The sequence below is a fragment of the Microbacterium sp. LWO14-1.2 genome, from assembly GCF_038397715.1.
GTDB lineage: Bacteria > Actinomycetota > Actinomycetes > Actinomycetales > Microbacteriaceae > Microbacterium.
Genome location: NZ_CP151633.1, coordinates 708,044 through 722,792 on the forward strand (window position 1 = coordinate 708,044; position 14,749 = coordinate 722,792).

At 72.1% G+C, this 14,749-nt stretch carries 14 protein-coding genes; 3 read left to right on the forward strand and 11 right to left on the reverse strand.

Translation table 11 applies throughout. The features are described 5' to 3' along the window. Positions 1–15: 15 nt before the first annotated feature. The 8 genes from MRBLWO14_RS03495 to MRBLWO14_RS03530 all read right to left on the reverse strand — a co-directional run bounded on the left by MRBLWO14_RS03495 (position 16) and on the right by MRBLWO14_RS03530 (position 7,033). On the reverse strand, positions 16–1,305 hold the full coding sequence (locus MRBLWO14_RS03495) for a S8 family serine peptidase (RefSeq protein ID WP_341935077.1): 1,290 nt from the start codon (positions 1,303–1,305) through the stop codon (positions 16–18). Next, positions 1,302–1,844, reverse strand: coding sequence for a DUF501 domain-containing protein (locus MRBLWO14_RS03500; RefSeq protein ID WP_341935078.1), 543 nt, complete (start codon positions 1,842–1,844; stop codon positions 1,302–1,304). Before MRBLWO14_RS03500 ends, MRBLWO14_RS03495 begins: the two co-directional genes overlap by 4 nt. A gap of 61 nt (positions 1,845–1,905) precedes the next feature. Beyond that, positions 1,906–2,463: a septum formation initiator family protein gene (locus MRBLWO14_RS03505; protein ID WP_341935079.1), complete on the reverse strand. Its 558-nt coding sequence runs from the start codon at positions 2,461–2,463 to the stop codon at positions 1,906–1,908. Positions 2,464–2,518: 55 nt separating this feature from the next. After that, positions 2,519–3,799, reverse strand: a complete 1,281-nt coding sequence (gene eno / locus MRBLWO14_RS03510; protein WP_341935080.1) for a phosphopyruvate hydratase — start codon at positions 3,797–3,799, stop codon at positions 2,519–2,521. A 99-nt stretch (positions 3,800–3,898) separates the two neighbouring features. Further along, positions 3,899–4,558 carry an O-methyltransferase gene (locus tag MRBLWO14_RS03515; protein ID WP_341935081.1) on the reverse strand — a complete coding sequence of 220 codons (660 nt, stop codon included), beginning with the start codon at positions 4,556–4,558 and terminating at the stop codon, positions 3,899–3,901. A 32-nt stretch (positions 4,559–4,590) separates the two neighbouring features. Next, positions 4,591–5,559, reverse strand: a complete 969-nt coding sequence (locus MRBLWO14_RS03520; RefSeq protein ID WP_341935082.1) for a type II CAAX endopeptidase family protein — start codon at positions 5,557–5,559, stop codon at positions 4,591–4,593. Continuing rightward, positions 5,556–6,608: a DUF1648 domain-containing protein gene (locus tag MRBLWO14_RS03525; protein WP_341935083.1), complete on the reverse strand. Its 1,053-nt coding sequence runs from the start codon at positions 6,606–6,608 to the stop codon at positions 5,556–5,558. The genes MRBLWO14_RS03520 and MRBLWO14_RS03525 overlap by 4 nt, the downstream gene beginning before the upstream one ends. Continuing rightward, positions 6,605–7,033 carry a GntR family transcriptional regulator gene (locus MRBLWO14_RS03530; RefSeq protein WP_341935084.1) on the reverse strand — a complete coding sequence of 143 codons (429 nt, stop codon included), beginning with the start codon at positions 7,031–7,033 and terminating at the stop codon, positions 6,605–6,607. Before MRBLWO14_RS03530 ends, MRBLWO14_RS03525 begins: the two co-directional genes overlap by 4 nt. Before the next feature lie 106 nt (positions 7,034–7,139). Here MRBLWO14_RS03530 and MRBLWO14_RS03535 point away from each other — a divergent pair, with 106 nt between their 5' ends. Together MRBLWO14_RS03535 and MRBLWO14_RS03540 are read left to right on the forward strand one after the other, a co-directional pair. Then, positions 7,140–7,610 (forward strand): DUF4442 domain-containing protein, encoded by a 471-nt coding sequence (locus MRBLWO14_RS03535; protein ID WP_341935085.1) that lies wholly within the window; start codon positions 7,140–7,142, stop codon positions 7,608–7,610. 54 nt (positions 7,611–7,664) lie between these two features. After that, positions 7,665–8,921, forward strand: a complete 1,257-nt coding sequence (locus tag MRBLWO14_RS03540; RefSeq protein WP_341935086.1) for an APC family permease — start codon at positions 7,665–7,667, stop codon at positions 8,919–8,921. Here MRBLWO14_RS03540 and MRBLWO14_RS03545 read toward each other — a convergent pair. The 3 genes from MRBLWO14_RS03545 to MRBLWO14_RS03555 form a co-directional block, all read right to left on the reverse strand. Continuing rightward, entirely contained in the window at positions 8,887–9,702 is an 816-nt protein-coding gene (locus tag MRBLWO14_RS03545; RefSeq protein ID WP_341935087.1) for an SGNH/GDSL hydrolase family protein, read from the reverse strand. The two genes, MRBLWO14_RS03540 and MRBLWO14_RS03545, sit on opposite strands and share 35 nt — an antisense overlap. An 82-nt stretch (positions 9,703–9,784) precedes the next feature. After that, the gene (locus MRBLWO14_RS03550) at positions 9,785–11,056 is read right to left on the reverse strand and encodes an ATP phosphoribosyltransferase regulatory subunit (RefSeq protein ID WP_341936154.1); all 1,272 of its coding nucleotides are present in this window, start codon (positions 11,054–11,056) and stop codon (positions 9,785–9,787) included. Between the two features lie 88 nt (positions 11,057–11,144). Next, positions 11,145–11,798 carry a MazG family protein gene (locus MRBLWO14_RS03555; RefSeq protein ID WP_341936155.1) on the reverse strand — a complete coding sequence of 218 codons (654 nt, stop codon included), beginning with the start codon at positions 11,796–11,798 and terminating at the stop codon, positions 11,145–11,147. A gap of 149 nt (positions 11,799–11,947) precedes the next feature. Here MRBLWO14_RS03555 and MRBLWO14_RS03560 point away from each other — a divergent pair, with 149 nt between their 5' ends. After that, a complete protein-coding gene (locus MRBLWO14_RS03560) occupies positions 11,948–14,635 on the forward strand; it encodes a phosphoenolpyruvate carboxylase (protein WP_341935088.1) in 2,688 nt (895 codons plus the stop codon). Positions 14,636–14,749: the final 114 nt, after the last annotated feature.

Here is a 14,749-nt window from a genome sequence, read left to right on the forward strand (position 1 = left end):
AAAACTCCTCGGGAGTCAGGAATGTGGCGTGCGAGCGCGCGCCGATCGGATGCGCCGGGCAGCAGCGGTGACGCCAAGCGCTATCAGGATACCAGGGACTGTGAGCGCGATGAGCGGCAGGGTACCGTAGCGCAGTGAATCAGCGCTGGGAAGCAGCGGTGAACCCGGCTCCGACGGCGCGTCGGCCGCCGGCAACGGCGGCACCGCGATGGGCGTCGCCGTGGGCTCCGGCTGGGGCACCGTCTCGGCCCTGCGGTACAGGCGCACCCACTCTGCGAGATCGCCCATGGGGTTCTCGCTGACCTTCGGGGGATCGGCGGTCACCGCGGCCTGCGCGTCGATGAGCCCGTACCCGTAGAAGGGGTCCGGCACCCGCGCCATCCCCTCGACGGGGATCGCCGTCTTGATGATGCGGTTGATGACGTTCGCCGCGTCGAGATCGGGGTGCGCCGACCGGATCAGCGCGGCGATGCCCGCGACGATCGGCGCCGCGCCGCTGGTGCCGCTCCACGAGACGAGCTTGCCGTCGGCCGAGACGCCGAGCAGTCCCTCGCTCGGCGCGGCGACACCGATAGTGATGCCCTGCGTCGACGCCTCGATGCTCGCAGTGCCGGTCTGGTCGACTCCCCCGACCGTGAGCACGCCGGGGATCGTCGCCGGCGCCCCGATGATGTCGGTGCCGCTGCCGCGGTTGCCCGCCGCGACGACGACGACGACATCGTGCTCGAAGGCGTACAGGAACGCGTCGTCCCAGCTGCGGTCCCAGTCGAGCGTGTTCGTGGTGAAGGAGAGGTTGATGATGTCGGCCCCGTTGTCGACCGCCCATCGCATGGCCTTCGCGACCTGCTCGGTGAAGGGCACCGCCGCTGCGGCGCCGAAGCCGACCGAGATCGACAGCAGATTCGCCTCGGGCGCCACGCCGATCATGCCCGTGCCGTCGGCGGCCCCACGACCGGCGGCCAGCGACGCCACCCAGGATCCGTGGTTCCCGTCGACCGCTCCCAGTGGCGTGCGGCCGTCCGGCGAACCGGCGCCGGAGACGTCTGTCCCGCCCACCACGGCTCCGTCGAACGTGCCCGGGACCTTGCCGATGCCCGTGTCGATCACCGCGATGGTCGCGCCCTCTCCCCTGGTGGTCTGCCAGGCCTCGCGGATCCGCGCTCCGTCGAGCCAGTACTCCGCGGCGCGCGTGGGGTCCTGCGGGTCGTCGGCGACCGGCGGCGGAGTCGCCGCGCCGAGGAGCAGCACGGATGCCACCACCGCCGCGGCGGCGACGGCACTGCGCAGCATCCGCCCCGGGCTCATGCCGATGACGCCTCGGGGTCGCGGAGCGCCGCGCCGGGGTCGTCGCAGCGGCAGACGTCGGGTGACCAGCTGGAGCGCGCGAGCGCCTCGTCGCCGATCGGGTTCACCCCGGGCCCCGCGGCCAGCGCGTGGCCCGCCAGGGCGTGCAGGCATTTCACACGGGCCGGCATGCCCCCTGCGGAGACCCCGTCGATCTCCGGCACGTCGCCGAAGCCGGCACGGTCGGCGAGATACGCCTCGTGCGCGGCCAGGTAGGCCGCTGCGATGTCGGCGTCGTCGGCGAGCAGGGCTGCGAGCTCGGGCATGACCTGGGTGGCCTCGAGGGTCGACATCGCCGCGGTGGCCGCGGGATGCGTGAGGTAGTAGAACGTCGGGAAGGGCGTGCCGTCAGGCAGCCGCGGCGTCGTCGCGACCACGGTCGGGTTGCCGCACGCGCAGCGCGCCGCGATGCCCACGACTCCGCGGGCCTGACGCCCCAGCTGGGCAGAGACCACGGCGATCTCGGCGGGCGTGGGGGCAGGGAAAGGCGGGGTGGTCACCCGACAAGCGTACGGGAGCAGTCGGGGAGGATGCTCGGAGCCGCGCGGGCCGCGACCGCGGTCAGCGCGCGACGACGGCGGTGTCGCTGAGACCGGCCGAGGTGAGGGTGCGCAGCAGCTGCGGCATCCAGTCCGAGGGCTTCTCCTCGAGCGTGTCGCTGACCGGCCCCTGTTCCTGGGGCAGCGCGGCGGGGTCGAGGTCGTTGTCGATCAGGTAGACGACCTCGCCGGGCTTCACGTAGTAGAGACGCTCTCGGGCCTGGGTCGTGATGTACGCCGGGTCGTTCCAGCGCTCGCGCTCCTTCTGGAGTGCGGTGATCTCGTCCTCCGACACCTGGATCGAGTGCTCGAGCGCGGCGATCTTCTGCCGCTGGTCGATGTAGGTGCCGAGCGTCGGCACGAGCACCCACGCACCCAGCACGACGAGCGACAGCATGATGACGGAGAAGGCCGAGAGCCGGATGCCGGATGCCCACTCCCGGACGTCGACCCGCCTCTCCGCGGCGCCTCGCGACGAGCCACGGGGGGAACGAGCGGCGCGCGGAGCCGTGGCGGCGGTCGACGGGGTGCCGCGCGAGGACCCCGCGGAGGCCGAAGGAGGAGCCGGTCGTCGTGCCACGGCTCCTCCTCCTGGTTCAGACCTCTCAGGCCTGGTGGATCGTCTTCAGCTGCGCTCAGCCCTGGTAACGGGGGAAGGCGGAGCGGCCGGCGAACACCGCGGCGTCGCCCAGCTCCTCCTCGATGCGCAGAAGCTGATTGTACTTCGCGACGCGCTCGCTGCGAGCAGGCGCACCCGCCTTGATCTGACCCGCGTTCGTCGCCACGACGAGATCGGCGATCGTGGTGTCCTCGGTCTCGCCCGAGCGGTGCGACAGCATCGCGGTGTAGCCGGAGCGCTGTGCGAGGCTGACGGCGTCGAACGTCTCGGTCAGGGTGCCGATCTGGTTGACCTTGACGAGCAGCGAGTTGGCGACGCCGCGCTTGATGCCGTCGGCGAGGCGGGTCGGGTTCGTGACGAACAGGTCGTCTCCGACGAGCTGGACCTTGGAGCCCAGCGCGTCCGTGAGGAGCTTCCAGTTGTCCCAGTCGTCCTCGGCGAGCGCGTCCTCGATCGTGACGATCGGGAAGTCGTTGACGAGGCCCTGGTAGTACTCGATGAGCTCGGGGCCGCTCCAGTCCTTGTTGTCGAGGCGGTACACGCCGTCGGAGAAGAACTCCGTCGCGGCGACGTCGAGGCCGAGTGCGATGTCGGTGCCTGGCGTGAAGCCGGCCTTCTCGATGGCCTTGACCAGGAAGTCGAGGCCCTCGCGGTTGCTCGGCAGGTCGGGGGCGAAGCCGCCCTCGTCGCCGAGGCCCGTCGCGTAGCCTGCGGCCTTCAGCTCGCTGCGCAGCACGTGGTAGGTCTCGACGCCCCAGCGCAGCGACTCGGAGTAGGTCTCGGCGCCGATCGGCGCGAGGAAGAACTCCTGCATGTCGATGCCGTTGTCGGCGTGCTCGCCGCCGTTGATGACGTTGAACAGCGGCACGGGCAGGACGTGCGCGTTGGGTCCGCCGAGGTAGCGGAACAGCGGCAGGTCGGCCGAGTCGGCGGCGGCCTTCGCGACGGCGAGGCTCACGCCGAGGATGGCGTTGGCACCGGTGCGCTGCTTGTTCTCGGTGCCGTCGGTCTCGATGAGGATCTCGTCGACGATGCGCTGCTCGCTCGCCTCGACGCCCTCGAGGGCCGGGCCGAGCTCGTCGATGACGGCCTCGACGGCCTTGAGCACGCCCTTGCCGCCGTAGCGGGCCTTGTCGCCGTCGCGCAGCTCGTACGCCTCGAACGCGCCGGTGGATGCACCGGACGGGACGGCCGCCCGCTGGACGACGCCGTCGTCGAGGAGCACCTCCACCTCGACGGTCGGGTTTCCGCGCGAGTCGAGAATCTCGCGTGCGCCTACAGCCTCGATCAGTGCCACTGATGTGCTCCTTGTTCAGAGAGGAAGATGTGTGGAGCGTCGTCGATCCGCGCCCAGTCTAGCCCGCCGGCCGCTCCGGCCACGGGGTGGCGTCCGGGCTCAGACGACCACGGCCAGGGCGACGCCGTCCCACCCCTTCACCCCGACCGTCTGCAGCGCTGTGGCGTCGAAGCGGGGGTCCTCCCCCAGCATCCGCAGGCCTTCGCGCGTGCCGACCACCTTGGGGTCTGTGCTGTCGTCGCGCACGATCTCGCCCTCGCGCCCGATGTTGTCGAGCACGATCACGGTGCCGGGGTGCCCGAGCTTCGCGGCCCAGTCGAGGTAGGTGGTGTTGGACTCCTTGTCGGCGTCGATGAACACGAGGTCGAAGCCGCCGTCGAGCGTCGGCAGCACGTCGGCTCCGCGGCCGACGCGAATGTCGACGCGGTCGCCGACGCCGGCCGCATCGATGCTCGCCCTCGCGACCGCGGCGTTGTCGGCCTCGGCCTCGACCGTGACGACCCGCCCCTCCGGCCCGACGGCCCTCGCCATCCAGATGGTCGAGTAGCCGCCGAGTGTGCCGATCTCGAGCACCCGCCGGGCGCCGCTGATGCGCACCAGCAGGTTCAGCAGCTTGCCGCCGACCGGCGCGACCTCGATCTCGGGCAGTCCCGCCTCGCGCTGGGCGTCCAGCGCCGCCTCCAGCTGCGGATCGTGCCCGACGAGGAGGTGAGCGAGATAGGCGTCGGCGTGCGACCAGGCTGAGGGCGTGGATTCCATGCCCTCAGCCAACCGCGATGCGGACGAGGGCGTCAAGGGGCGACGGACGGGGATGCCGGAGCATCCGTCTCGCCGACCCTCGTCGTCGCGACGGGTGCCGCACCGAGCTCGGGCTGACGCCGGAACTGACCGGTGACGAGGAGCACCGCGACGACGACGGCCGCCGCCACCCACCCCGCGACTCCGAGAGGGCCGGCGAGCGCGAGGTCGGGCTGTCCGGCGGCGACGATGAGGATGAGCCCCGCCGACGCGTTCAGTGATCCGTGCGCCACGACCGCCGGCCAGATCGAGGCGGACCGCAACCGCAGCCACCCCAGCAGCACGCCCCAGGCGACGCACCCGACGGTCATGAACAGCACACCGGAGATGTCGGTCCGGCCGAAGTTGTAGCCCAGGAGGATCACCGGGCTGTGCCAGAGCCCCCAGATGACTCCGCTGACGAGCAGCGCCGGCCACGTGCCGAGCGGTCGGAGGGCGGGCAGGAGCCATCCGCGCCATCCCAGCTCCTCGCCGAGCGCCGGGATGCTGTTGACGAGGGCGGCGATGGGGATGATCGCGAGCTGCGAGATCACGACGAGACCGACCGGCGGCATCGGCGCCCCTGCCGGGAGCGCCTGTTCGATCTGCGCCGCGAGGCCCGCGAACGTGAAGTCGAGCTGCACGATGCCGAGCGCGACCGCGATGAGGATGCCGAGCGCCACCACCACCGGCGGACCGAGCCAGCCGATCAGCAGCAGCCAGACGACGCGCCTCGCCGGCCGCAGCGGCCAGAACCCGAGGAACCGCAGCCGGGTGCCGCGCGCGGGTGCCCCGAGCGCGAACGTGACGATCAGCGCGGCGACGGCAGGGGTGAGCATCATGACGACGAGGAGCACGGGAGCCAGCGGCTCGGCGAGGCCGTCGCCGAGCCACAGCGGCAACGCGACGAGCCAGGCGAGCCCGCATGCGAGGAGCACGAAGGCGAGCACGGGCGCCCAGCGGACCTTCTGCGCCGCGGTCATCGGTCGCCCTCCCCTGTCGCGGCGGCCGGGCCGCCGGTGTGCCGGTCGACATAGGTCCGCAGCAGCGCAGCCCCTTCCTCGGCCCCGTCGATCGTGACGAGGAAGGACGCTCGTTCCCGGCGCGACACCTCGATCGCCGGACCTCGCCGCGTCACGATGCCGGTGCGGCCGTCGGTGGAGATCCGCCATCCCCAGCCGCCGAAGTCGCCGAACGGCGAGACGTCGATCGCGCGCACATCGACGATCTCGTGGACCGGGATGTCGACGCGCGGTCGCCCGAGCAGGGAGCGGGCGCTGAAGCCCTCGGGAGTGATGCTCACGCGGTACGAGGCGGTGGCCGCGAGCGCGACCGCCACGACGAGCGCGCCCACCGCGACGACCCACCAGCCGGCGACGCCGAGCGACAGCATGGTCGCGGCGAGCACGATCATCCCGGCCAGGACGAGCCCCAGAAGGATCAGCGCACCCCGCGGCATCGTGGTCGTCGCGAGCCAGACGACGCGCTCGGCGGCGCCGACGCTGACGTCCTGCCGCGGTGCGAGCGGTCGCCCGGCGGGGGTGCGGTAGCGCGGCTGCACCGACCAGGCGGCACCTCCGACGACGAGGAGGGCCGCCAGGGCCGCAGCCGTGACGCCGCCGACGCCCGGCACCTCCGCCCCGGGAGCGAGATCGCGCTGGATCCACAGGGAGCCGAGACTCGTGACCGCGGCGAACGCCGACATGCCTGCGGCGAGCGCGCCCATCAGCCGGGCCGCGCCACCCCACTGATCGCGCACGGCGACCAGTGTCGTCACCACCAGGAGGAGGGGGACCCCGAGGCCGACTCCCAGGAGGAGCCACAGGTACAGGGAGGCCGGGCCGAAGCCGTCGGCCCCGCCCGTGCCCCAGTGCACGGCGACGGGTTCGGTGAAGGCCGGCAGCCATCCGGAGAGCACGACGGCGGCCACGGCCACGATGACGACGGGTACGACGATCGCGACCAGGGTGAAGAGCAGGCGTGCCCGCCGTAGCGGGGTGCCGGAAGCGGGTCGGGGGCCGGTGGACGTCATGGCTGTGCCTCCTCTGGGTCGTGCGTCGCCGCGCGACTGCGCGTCGAGCTCTGCGCGGCACCCGGACGGGGCCGGGCGTCGGCGTGTGTGCGGATGATGCCGGCGAGGATCTCGGCGGAGACCCCCATCTGCGCGGCGCGCTCCACGAGGTCGTCGATCTCGTGCGCGAGGTCGGCGAGCGGCGCGGCTGCGGCCGAGATGACCGCTCCGCGCCCGCGGCGGAGATCGATGAGCCCCTCGTCGCGCAGCCCCTGGTACGCGTGCAGGACCGTGTGCTGGTTGATGCGCAGCGCCGTCGCGACGTCGCGGGCGGCGGGGAGCCGGTCGCCCGGGGCGAGGACGCCCGCGAGCAGATCGGCGCGGATCGATGCCGCCACCTGGTCGTAGAGCGGCCGGGGGCTCTCGGGGTCGACTCTGATCAGCATCCGCGCACCTCCTCATCCTTCGCTAGTAATTCTATGTGAACTATAACAACTGTGGCAATCTCCAGAAGAGTTCGGATGGTGCGCTCCTCTGCCGCACACTGTCGGGATGCGCATCACCCCACGCCGTCTCGCGATCGGCATGAGCCTCTGGGCACCGAACCTCTTCAGCGGCATCCGCGTCCGTCGGTTCTCGGACGACTGGACCCGCGCGACCGTCGAACTGCACGTCAACGTCGTGACCCGCAATTACGTGAAGACCGCGTTCGGCGGATCGATGTCGGCGATGACGGACCCGTACTTCTTCATGCTCGTCATGCATCAGCTCGGCCGCGACTACGTCGTGTGGGACACCCGCGGCGAGATCGAGTTCGTCAAACCGGGCCGCGGGGTGCTCACGGCAGAGTTCGAGGTGACGCGCGAGAAGGCCGACGAGCTGCGAGCCCGCGCCGCGGGCGGCGCCAAGGTGCGGGAATGGTTCGAGACGGTGATCACCGACAGCGACGGAGACGTGGTCGCCCGGGTGCGGCGCGAGGTGTACGTGCGCGAGAAGAAGCGGGTGACGGCCGCCCGGTCCTGATGTGCCCGCGCCTCGCGACACCGCCCGTTCATCCGCCCGTGCCACGATGATTCCGTGCCCCTCGCCCGCCGACTGAGCCTCCCCGACGCCGTCGCGATCGGTCTCGGATCGATGATCGGCGCCGGCGTGTTCTCGGTGTGGGGTCCGGCCATCGGAGTCGCCGGCAACGGCATCCTCGTCGCTCTGGTCATCGCCGCCGTCGTCGCCTACTGCAACGCCACCGCCTCGGCCCAGCTCGCCGCGGTGCATCCCGTCGCCGGCGGCACCTACGCGTACGCGCGGGCGGAGATCGGCCCCTGGTGGGGGTTCGTGGCCGGATGGAGCTTCGTGATCGGCAAGATCGCGAGCTGCGCGGCGATGGCGCTCACCTTCGCCGCCTACGCGGCGCCCGCGGGGTGGCAGGTGCCGGTGGCCGTGGTCGCCGTCGCAGCTCTCGTCGTCGTGAACTGCTTCGGCGTGACCCGCACGGCGCTGCTCACCCGCATCCTCGTCGCATGCTCGCTTGTCGGATTGGCCGTCGTCGTGGCGATCGGCGCGGGGTCGATCGGGATCAGCGAGCCGACGCCGTTGCCCGCCACGAACGCGTACGGCGTGCTGCAGGGCGCGGGGCTCCTGTTCTTCGCGTTCGCCGGGTACGCGCGCATCGCGACGCTCGGCGAAGAGGTCGTCGACCCCGCGAGGACGATCCCCCGCGCGATCGTCCTCGCCCTGGGCGGCGCCGTCGTCGTGTACGCCGCTGTCGGGATCACGGTGATGCTGGCGCTCGGAGCGGATGCCGCGGCGACGACCGCTCCGCTCGCCGAGGTGGTCGCGGCGAGCGAGTGGTCGGCGCTCGGTCCCGTCGTGCGGATCACCGCGGCAGCCGCGTCGCTCGGCGCGCTGCTCGCTCTGCTCACCGGCATCGGGCGCACCGCCCTCGCGATGGCACGGGAGAGTGATCTGCCGCGCGTCCTCGCCCGGATCGACGACCGGTGGCAGGTGCCCCGCCGCGCGGAGATCGCCGTCGGCGTCGTCGTGATCGCCATCGTGATGCTCGGCGATCTGCGAGAGACCATCGGCTTCTCGTCGTTCGGGGTGCTGCTCTACTACCTCATCGCGAACGCCGCCGCGTTCCGACAGGCGGGGCCGGTGCGGCGGTACCCTCGTGCGCTGCAGGTCGTCGGCGCACTCGGGTGCCTGCTGCTCGTGAACACGCTGCCGGTCGCGGCGTCGCTGGTCGGCACGGCGGTGGTGCTGCTCGGCATCCTCTGCCGCGCGATACGACTGCGGCTCGCGGTCAGCGCGCAGCCTCCGGACGGCGACGGGCGCTGAGCGCGGTCTCCGCGCTTCGGACCACTGCGGGAAGCAGCGCGTCGGCCGTGCGACGGTAGCCGAGAGGACTCGGGTGGAAGCGGTCGAGGCTGAACATCGCGTCGGGGTCGTCGAAGAACATGGGTCCGACGGCGCGGCGCAGGTCGACCGCGACGGCGCCCGCGTCGCGCGCCGTGGCGGTCTGCGCCTCGGCCAGCCGACGGGAGAGGCTCGATACGAGCCGACGCAGCGGCTGCGGCACCGGACGGAGCGCGCCGAGGTCGGGGCACGTCCCCACGACGACCTCGGCACCGCGGGCTCGCAGCTCGTCGATCGTGTGACGGAGGTGCCGCGTCGAGGTCGACACGGGCAGCCGGTGGGTCACGTCGTTGCCGCCGACCACGATCACGGCGACATCCGGCGCATACCCGGCGGGAAGGAGTGCGAGCTGCGCGTCGAGGTCGGGCGACTCCGAGCCCACCACGGCGCCGGTCCGCAAGCGCACCGGGCGGTGCAGGCGGCGACCGAGCCCTTTCGCGAGCCGACCGCCCAGGGTCTCCTTGCGCCGCTCGGCCCCGAGCCCTGCCGCGAGCGAGTCGCCGAGCACGAGCAGGTCGACGGGGTCGCCCTCGAGTGCGCGGCGCCAGACTCGATCGGCGTCGATCGACTCCTCGCCCAGGGGCTTGCCGATGCGGCGACGGGCGATCGCCGCCTGGCGCCGCAGCACGGCGCCGACGCCGAACGCGGTGGTGACGGCGACGACGCCGATCCCGGCGAGAACGGCGATGGGCGATCGGCGCATGCGCTGATTCGACCCCACGGTCGTGAACGCGGCGTGAACGGAATCCGGGAGACGCTGCGCCGGGTACTCCGCACCGCGTCCGTCAGCTGAGCGGCTTGAGCTCCAGGTCGGAGGCGCCGGCGCTCACGGTCGCGAAGGCCGTGTAGCCGTCGGCGGCAGAGCGCTCCAGCAGCGCCTTGACGTTCTTGGTGCGCCGTTCGAGCCGCACGCGGGCACCGGACGCGACGAGCGCGGCCTTGTGCCGGACGAGCTCCCCGACCGGCACGTCGGCGTCGTGGATCAGCACGACGGCGCGCTCCTCGGCATCCGTCCCGTCCGCGACGAGGTCGACGAGGCGCTCGAAGCCGAGCGAGAACCCGACCGCCGCGACCTGCTGCCCGAGGAAGCGGCCGATCATGCCGTCGTAGCGACCTCCGCCGCCCAGCGAGTAGCCGACCGAGGGGTGCGCGAGCTCGAAGATCGTGCCCGTGTAGTAGCCCATGCCCCGAACGAGGAACGGGTCGAAGACGAGGGGGATGTCGGTGACGTCGGCGGAGGGAGCGTCCGGAGCGAGACCCGCTGCCACGGCGTCTCCAATGCCGACGAGGTGCGCGACGATGTCGTCGGGCGCTCCGTCGGGCAGCGCCTTGCGGATCTGCCTCTCGCCGAACGGGTTGTACTCCATGGTCTGCGGGCGCTGCAGGAACGCCTCGAACGCGTCGACGGCGGATGCCGCGGCGCCCCGCTCGCGGAGCTCCGCCGCCACGCCCTCGACGCCGATCTTGTCGAGCTTGTCGATCGTGATGAGCACGCCGGGGCGCTCCTCGGCGGTGAAGCCGAAGCTGTCGAGCATCCAGTCGAGCGCGCGGCGGTCGTTGATGCGCACCGTCGCGCCCTCGAGACCCAGCGCGCCCGTGGCGTCGAGCGAGGCCACCATCAGCTCGGCCTCGGCCCGCGACGAGTCGTCGCCGATGATGTCGATGTCGCACTGCACGAACTGGCGGTAGCGCCCCTTCTGTGGGCGCTCGGCGCGCCAGACCGACCCGATCTGGATCGCACGGAACACGCCGGGCAGCTGTCCGCGGTTGCTCGCGTAGAAGCGCGCGAGCGGCACGGTGAGGTCGTAGCGCAGCCCCAGGTCGGCGAGCGCGCCCTGGTCGTCGGCCGCCGCCCTGATCGCCTCGGCGTCGAGGCCGCGACGCAGCACGTTGTAGGCCAGCTTCTCGTTGTCACCGCCGATGCCGGCGTGCAGGCGCGAGTACTCCTCGAGCGCCGGGGTCTCGATCTCGTCGAAGCCGTGCGCGCGGTAGCGGTCGCGGATGACGGAGAGCACCCGCTCGCGGCGGGCCTTGTCGGCGGGGAGGATGTCGCGCATGCCGCGCGGCGGGTTCACAGTAGCCACGTCTCCATCTTCCCAGGTCGGAGACGCAAGCCCGTCCCGGTCGGAGACGGATGCAGTGGCCTCAGCCCTCGGCCTCCGCGGCGCGCACCTCGTCCTCGAGGCCGCGCAGACGCTCGCGCAGTGCCCGCTCGGCGTCCCACCCTCGCTCGCGGGCGAGGGAGACGAGGGCGAGCATGGCATCGCCGAGCTCGCCTTCGGACGATGGCTGGGGCCCGGACGAGGGCTGGGGCCCGGACGAGGGGTGGGGCCCGGACGATGGCTGGGGCCCGGACGCGTCGGGCGTGACGCCGACACCGGCTGCACGTCCGACGAGCTTCTGCGCGAGGGCGAGGGCCGGCATCCCGCGCGGCACGCCGTCGAGCACGCTGGTCCTCGCGCGCTTCTCGGCCGCCTTCGCGGCGTTCCAGTGCACGAGCACCTCGTCGGGCGTGGTCGCGACCTCGCCCGCGAAGACATGGGGATGCCGCCTGACCATCTTCTCGGTGAGGGTCTGCGCCACGTCGTCGATGTCGAACGGATCGTCGGGGTCCTGCGCAGCGATCGCCGAGTGGAAGAGCACCTGCCACAGCAGATCGCCGAGCTCTTCGCGCAGGTCGTCTCTCGTGCCGCTCTCGACGGCCTCGATCACCTCGTGCGACTCCTCGATGAGGTAGGGCACGAGGTCGCGATGCGTGATGCGCTGCGACCACACGCAGCGCTCCCTGACCGCGCGCATCGTGTCGGCTGCCGCTCGCAGCGGATCGGTCTGGGAGTCTTCGGTCACGGCTGCTCCTCGGTGCGGGTCCTCGGTTCGGATCGACTCTCTCATGTCTCGCGCCGTCATGCGTGCAGGGCACCGCTCCCGACCCGGCTACGCTCGTGTGCGTGACCCCCGCACAGAGTTTTCCCGAGCCCACCGACACCTCGGCCATCCGCATCATCGGCCGATTCGAAGCGGGCCGCGGCATTCCGGACGCCATGCGCTCCGACGTGAGAATGCTCGGCGGTCTCCTCGGCCAGGTGCTGCGCGAAGCCGGAGGCGACGAGCTGTTCGCCGACGTCGAGCGCCTGCGTCTCGCCACCATCCAGGCGTACGACGAGGAGACGTCCGATGCGTTCGACCGCGCTGCGGCGATCGCGGAATCGTTCACGATCGAGCGCGCCGACGAGGTCGCCCGCGCCTTCACGTGCTACTTCCACCTGGTCAACCTCGCCGAGGAGCACCAGCGCGTGCGCGTGCTGCGCGAGCGCGCCGGCCAGCCCGGTCGCGAGGACGCCGCCGACACCGTCGCGACCGCCTACGCCCGACTGAAGTCCGAGGTGGGCGACGATGAAGCGCGCCGCCGCCTGCGGGGCCTGCGCTTCCACCCCGTGTTCACCGCGCACCCCACCGAGGCCCGCCGGCGCGCCGTGTCGTCGAGCATCCGCCGCCTCTCCGAGCTGCTCACCCAGCACGACGCCGCGAGCGAGAGCGGCGCGGAGCAGCACCGGGCGCGCCGCCGCATGCTCGAGGAGATCGAGACCCTGTGGCGCACTGCGCCTCTGCGCGCGCAGAAGCCCTCGCCCACCGATGAGGTGCGCACGGTCATGAGCGTGTTCGACGAGACGCTGTTCACGACGGTGCCGCACGTGTACCGCCGCATCGACGACGCCCTGCGCGGCGACGACTCGGGCGCGAGCGAGCCCGTCGTGCCGGCTTTCGTACGCGTCGGCTCCTGGGTCGGCGGCGACCGCGACGGCAACCCGTTCGTCACGGCATCCGTCACCAGGGAGGCGTCGCAGATCGCCTCCGACCACGTGCTGCGCGGACTCGAGCGCGCCCTGGAGCGCATCGGCCGCACGCTGACGCTGGATGCCGAGGACACGCCGCCCAGCGACGAGGTGCTCGCACTGTGGGAGCGCTTCGCGACCGCCGAGCCCGGACTCGCCGACGAGCTCGCCGCACGGTCGCCCGGCGAGCCGCACCGCCGGGTCGTGCTCGCCCTCGCGCATCGCGTCGGCGCCACCCGTCGCGGCGACGACGAGCGGTACGGCGCCCCCGAGGAGCTCCTCGCCGATCTCCGCGCGGTGCAGTCGTCGCTCGCGGATGCCGGCGCCCGCCGTCACGCGTTCGGCGGTGTGCAGCACCTCATCTGGCAGGTCGAGACGTACGGCTTCCACCTGACCGAGCTCGAGGTGCGTCAGCACTCGCAGGTGCACGCGAAGGCGCTGGCCGAGCTCTCCGGTGACGAGCCGGTGAGCGCCCAGACCGAGGAGGTCCTCGAGGTCTTCCGCGCGATCGCCGACATCCAGCGCGACCGGGGTCTGCGTGCTGCCGGTCGCTACGTCGTGTCGTTCACGCAGGCCGCGTCCGACCTCGCGAACGTGTACACGCTCGCCCGCCACGCGCTCGGCGACGACGCCCCGGTGCTCGACGTGGTGCCGCTGTTCGAGACCTTCGCCGACCTGCAGGCCGCGCCCGCGATCCTCGCCGAGGCCGTCACGTTCCCCGAGTTCCGCGAGCGCATGGCCGCCACCGGCAACCGCCTCGAGGTCATGCTGGGGTACTCCGACTCGTCGAAGGACGTCGGCCCGGTCGCCGCGAACCTCGCGCTGTACGAGGCCCAGGAGAAGATCGCGCTCTGGGCCAAGGAGTCCGGCATCGAGCTGACGCTGTTCCACGGTCGGGGCGGTGCTCTCGGCCGCGGCGGCGGCCCCGCGAACTCCGCGATCCTCGCGCAGCCGCCCCACTCGGTGGACGGCCGTTTCAAGCTCACCGAGCAGGGCGAGGTCATCTTCGCCCGCTACGGCGAGCCGGCGATCGCGATGCGTCACATCGATCAGGTCGCCGCAGCGACGCTGCTCGCCTCCTCCCCTACCGTCGAGCAGCGCACGAGCGACGCCGCGCGCCGCTTCGCCGACATCGCCGAGGTCATGGACCGCTCGTCCCGTGAGCGGTTCTTCTCGCTCGTGAAGGCCGACGGCTTCGCCCCGTGGTTCGCGACCGTGACCCCCATGGAGGAGATCGGGCTGCTCGCGCTGGGGTCGCGCCCCGCGCGACGCGGCCTGTCGGTGGAGTCGCTGGAAGACCTGCGGGCGATCCCGTGGGTGTTCGCGTGGACGCAGGCGCGCATCAACCTCGCCGGGTGGTTCGGTCTCGGCACGGCCCTCGCCGCCGTCGGCGACGAGCAGCGACTGGCCGAGGCGTATCGCGAGTGGCCGCTGCTGCACACCATGATCGACAACGTCGCGATGAGCCTCGCGAAGACCGATGAGCGCATCGCCCGCCAGTACCTGGCGCTCGGCGACCGCGACGACCTCGCGCAGCTCGTGCTCGACGAGCTGGCGCTCACCCGCGAGTGGGTCATCCGTCTCACCGGCGGCGTCGGCCTGCTCGAGAACAAGCCGATCCTGCAGCGCGCCGTGCAGCTGCGCACGCCGTACGTCGATGCGCTGTCGCTGCTGCAGCTGCGCGCGCTGCGCGCCCTCCGCGACCCGGCCGAGGCCGTGGGCTCCGGATCGGAGGACGAGCAGCGTCGTCTGCTCCTGCTGTCGGTCAGCGGCGTAGCAGCCGGGCTGCAGAACACCGGATGACCTGATGCCGGAGAGGCGGGCGGGAGGCGGTCGCACCGCGTCCCGCCCGCCTGTCCGTGCGCTCGGCATGCCATATTCCGGCATCCCGATAGAGTGAAAAGCTCGCCCCATCCG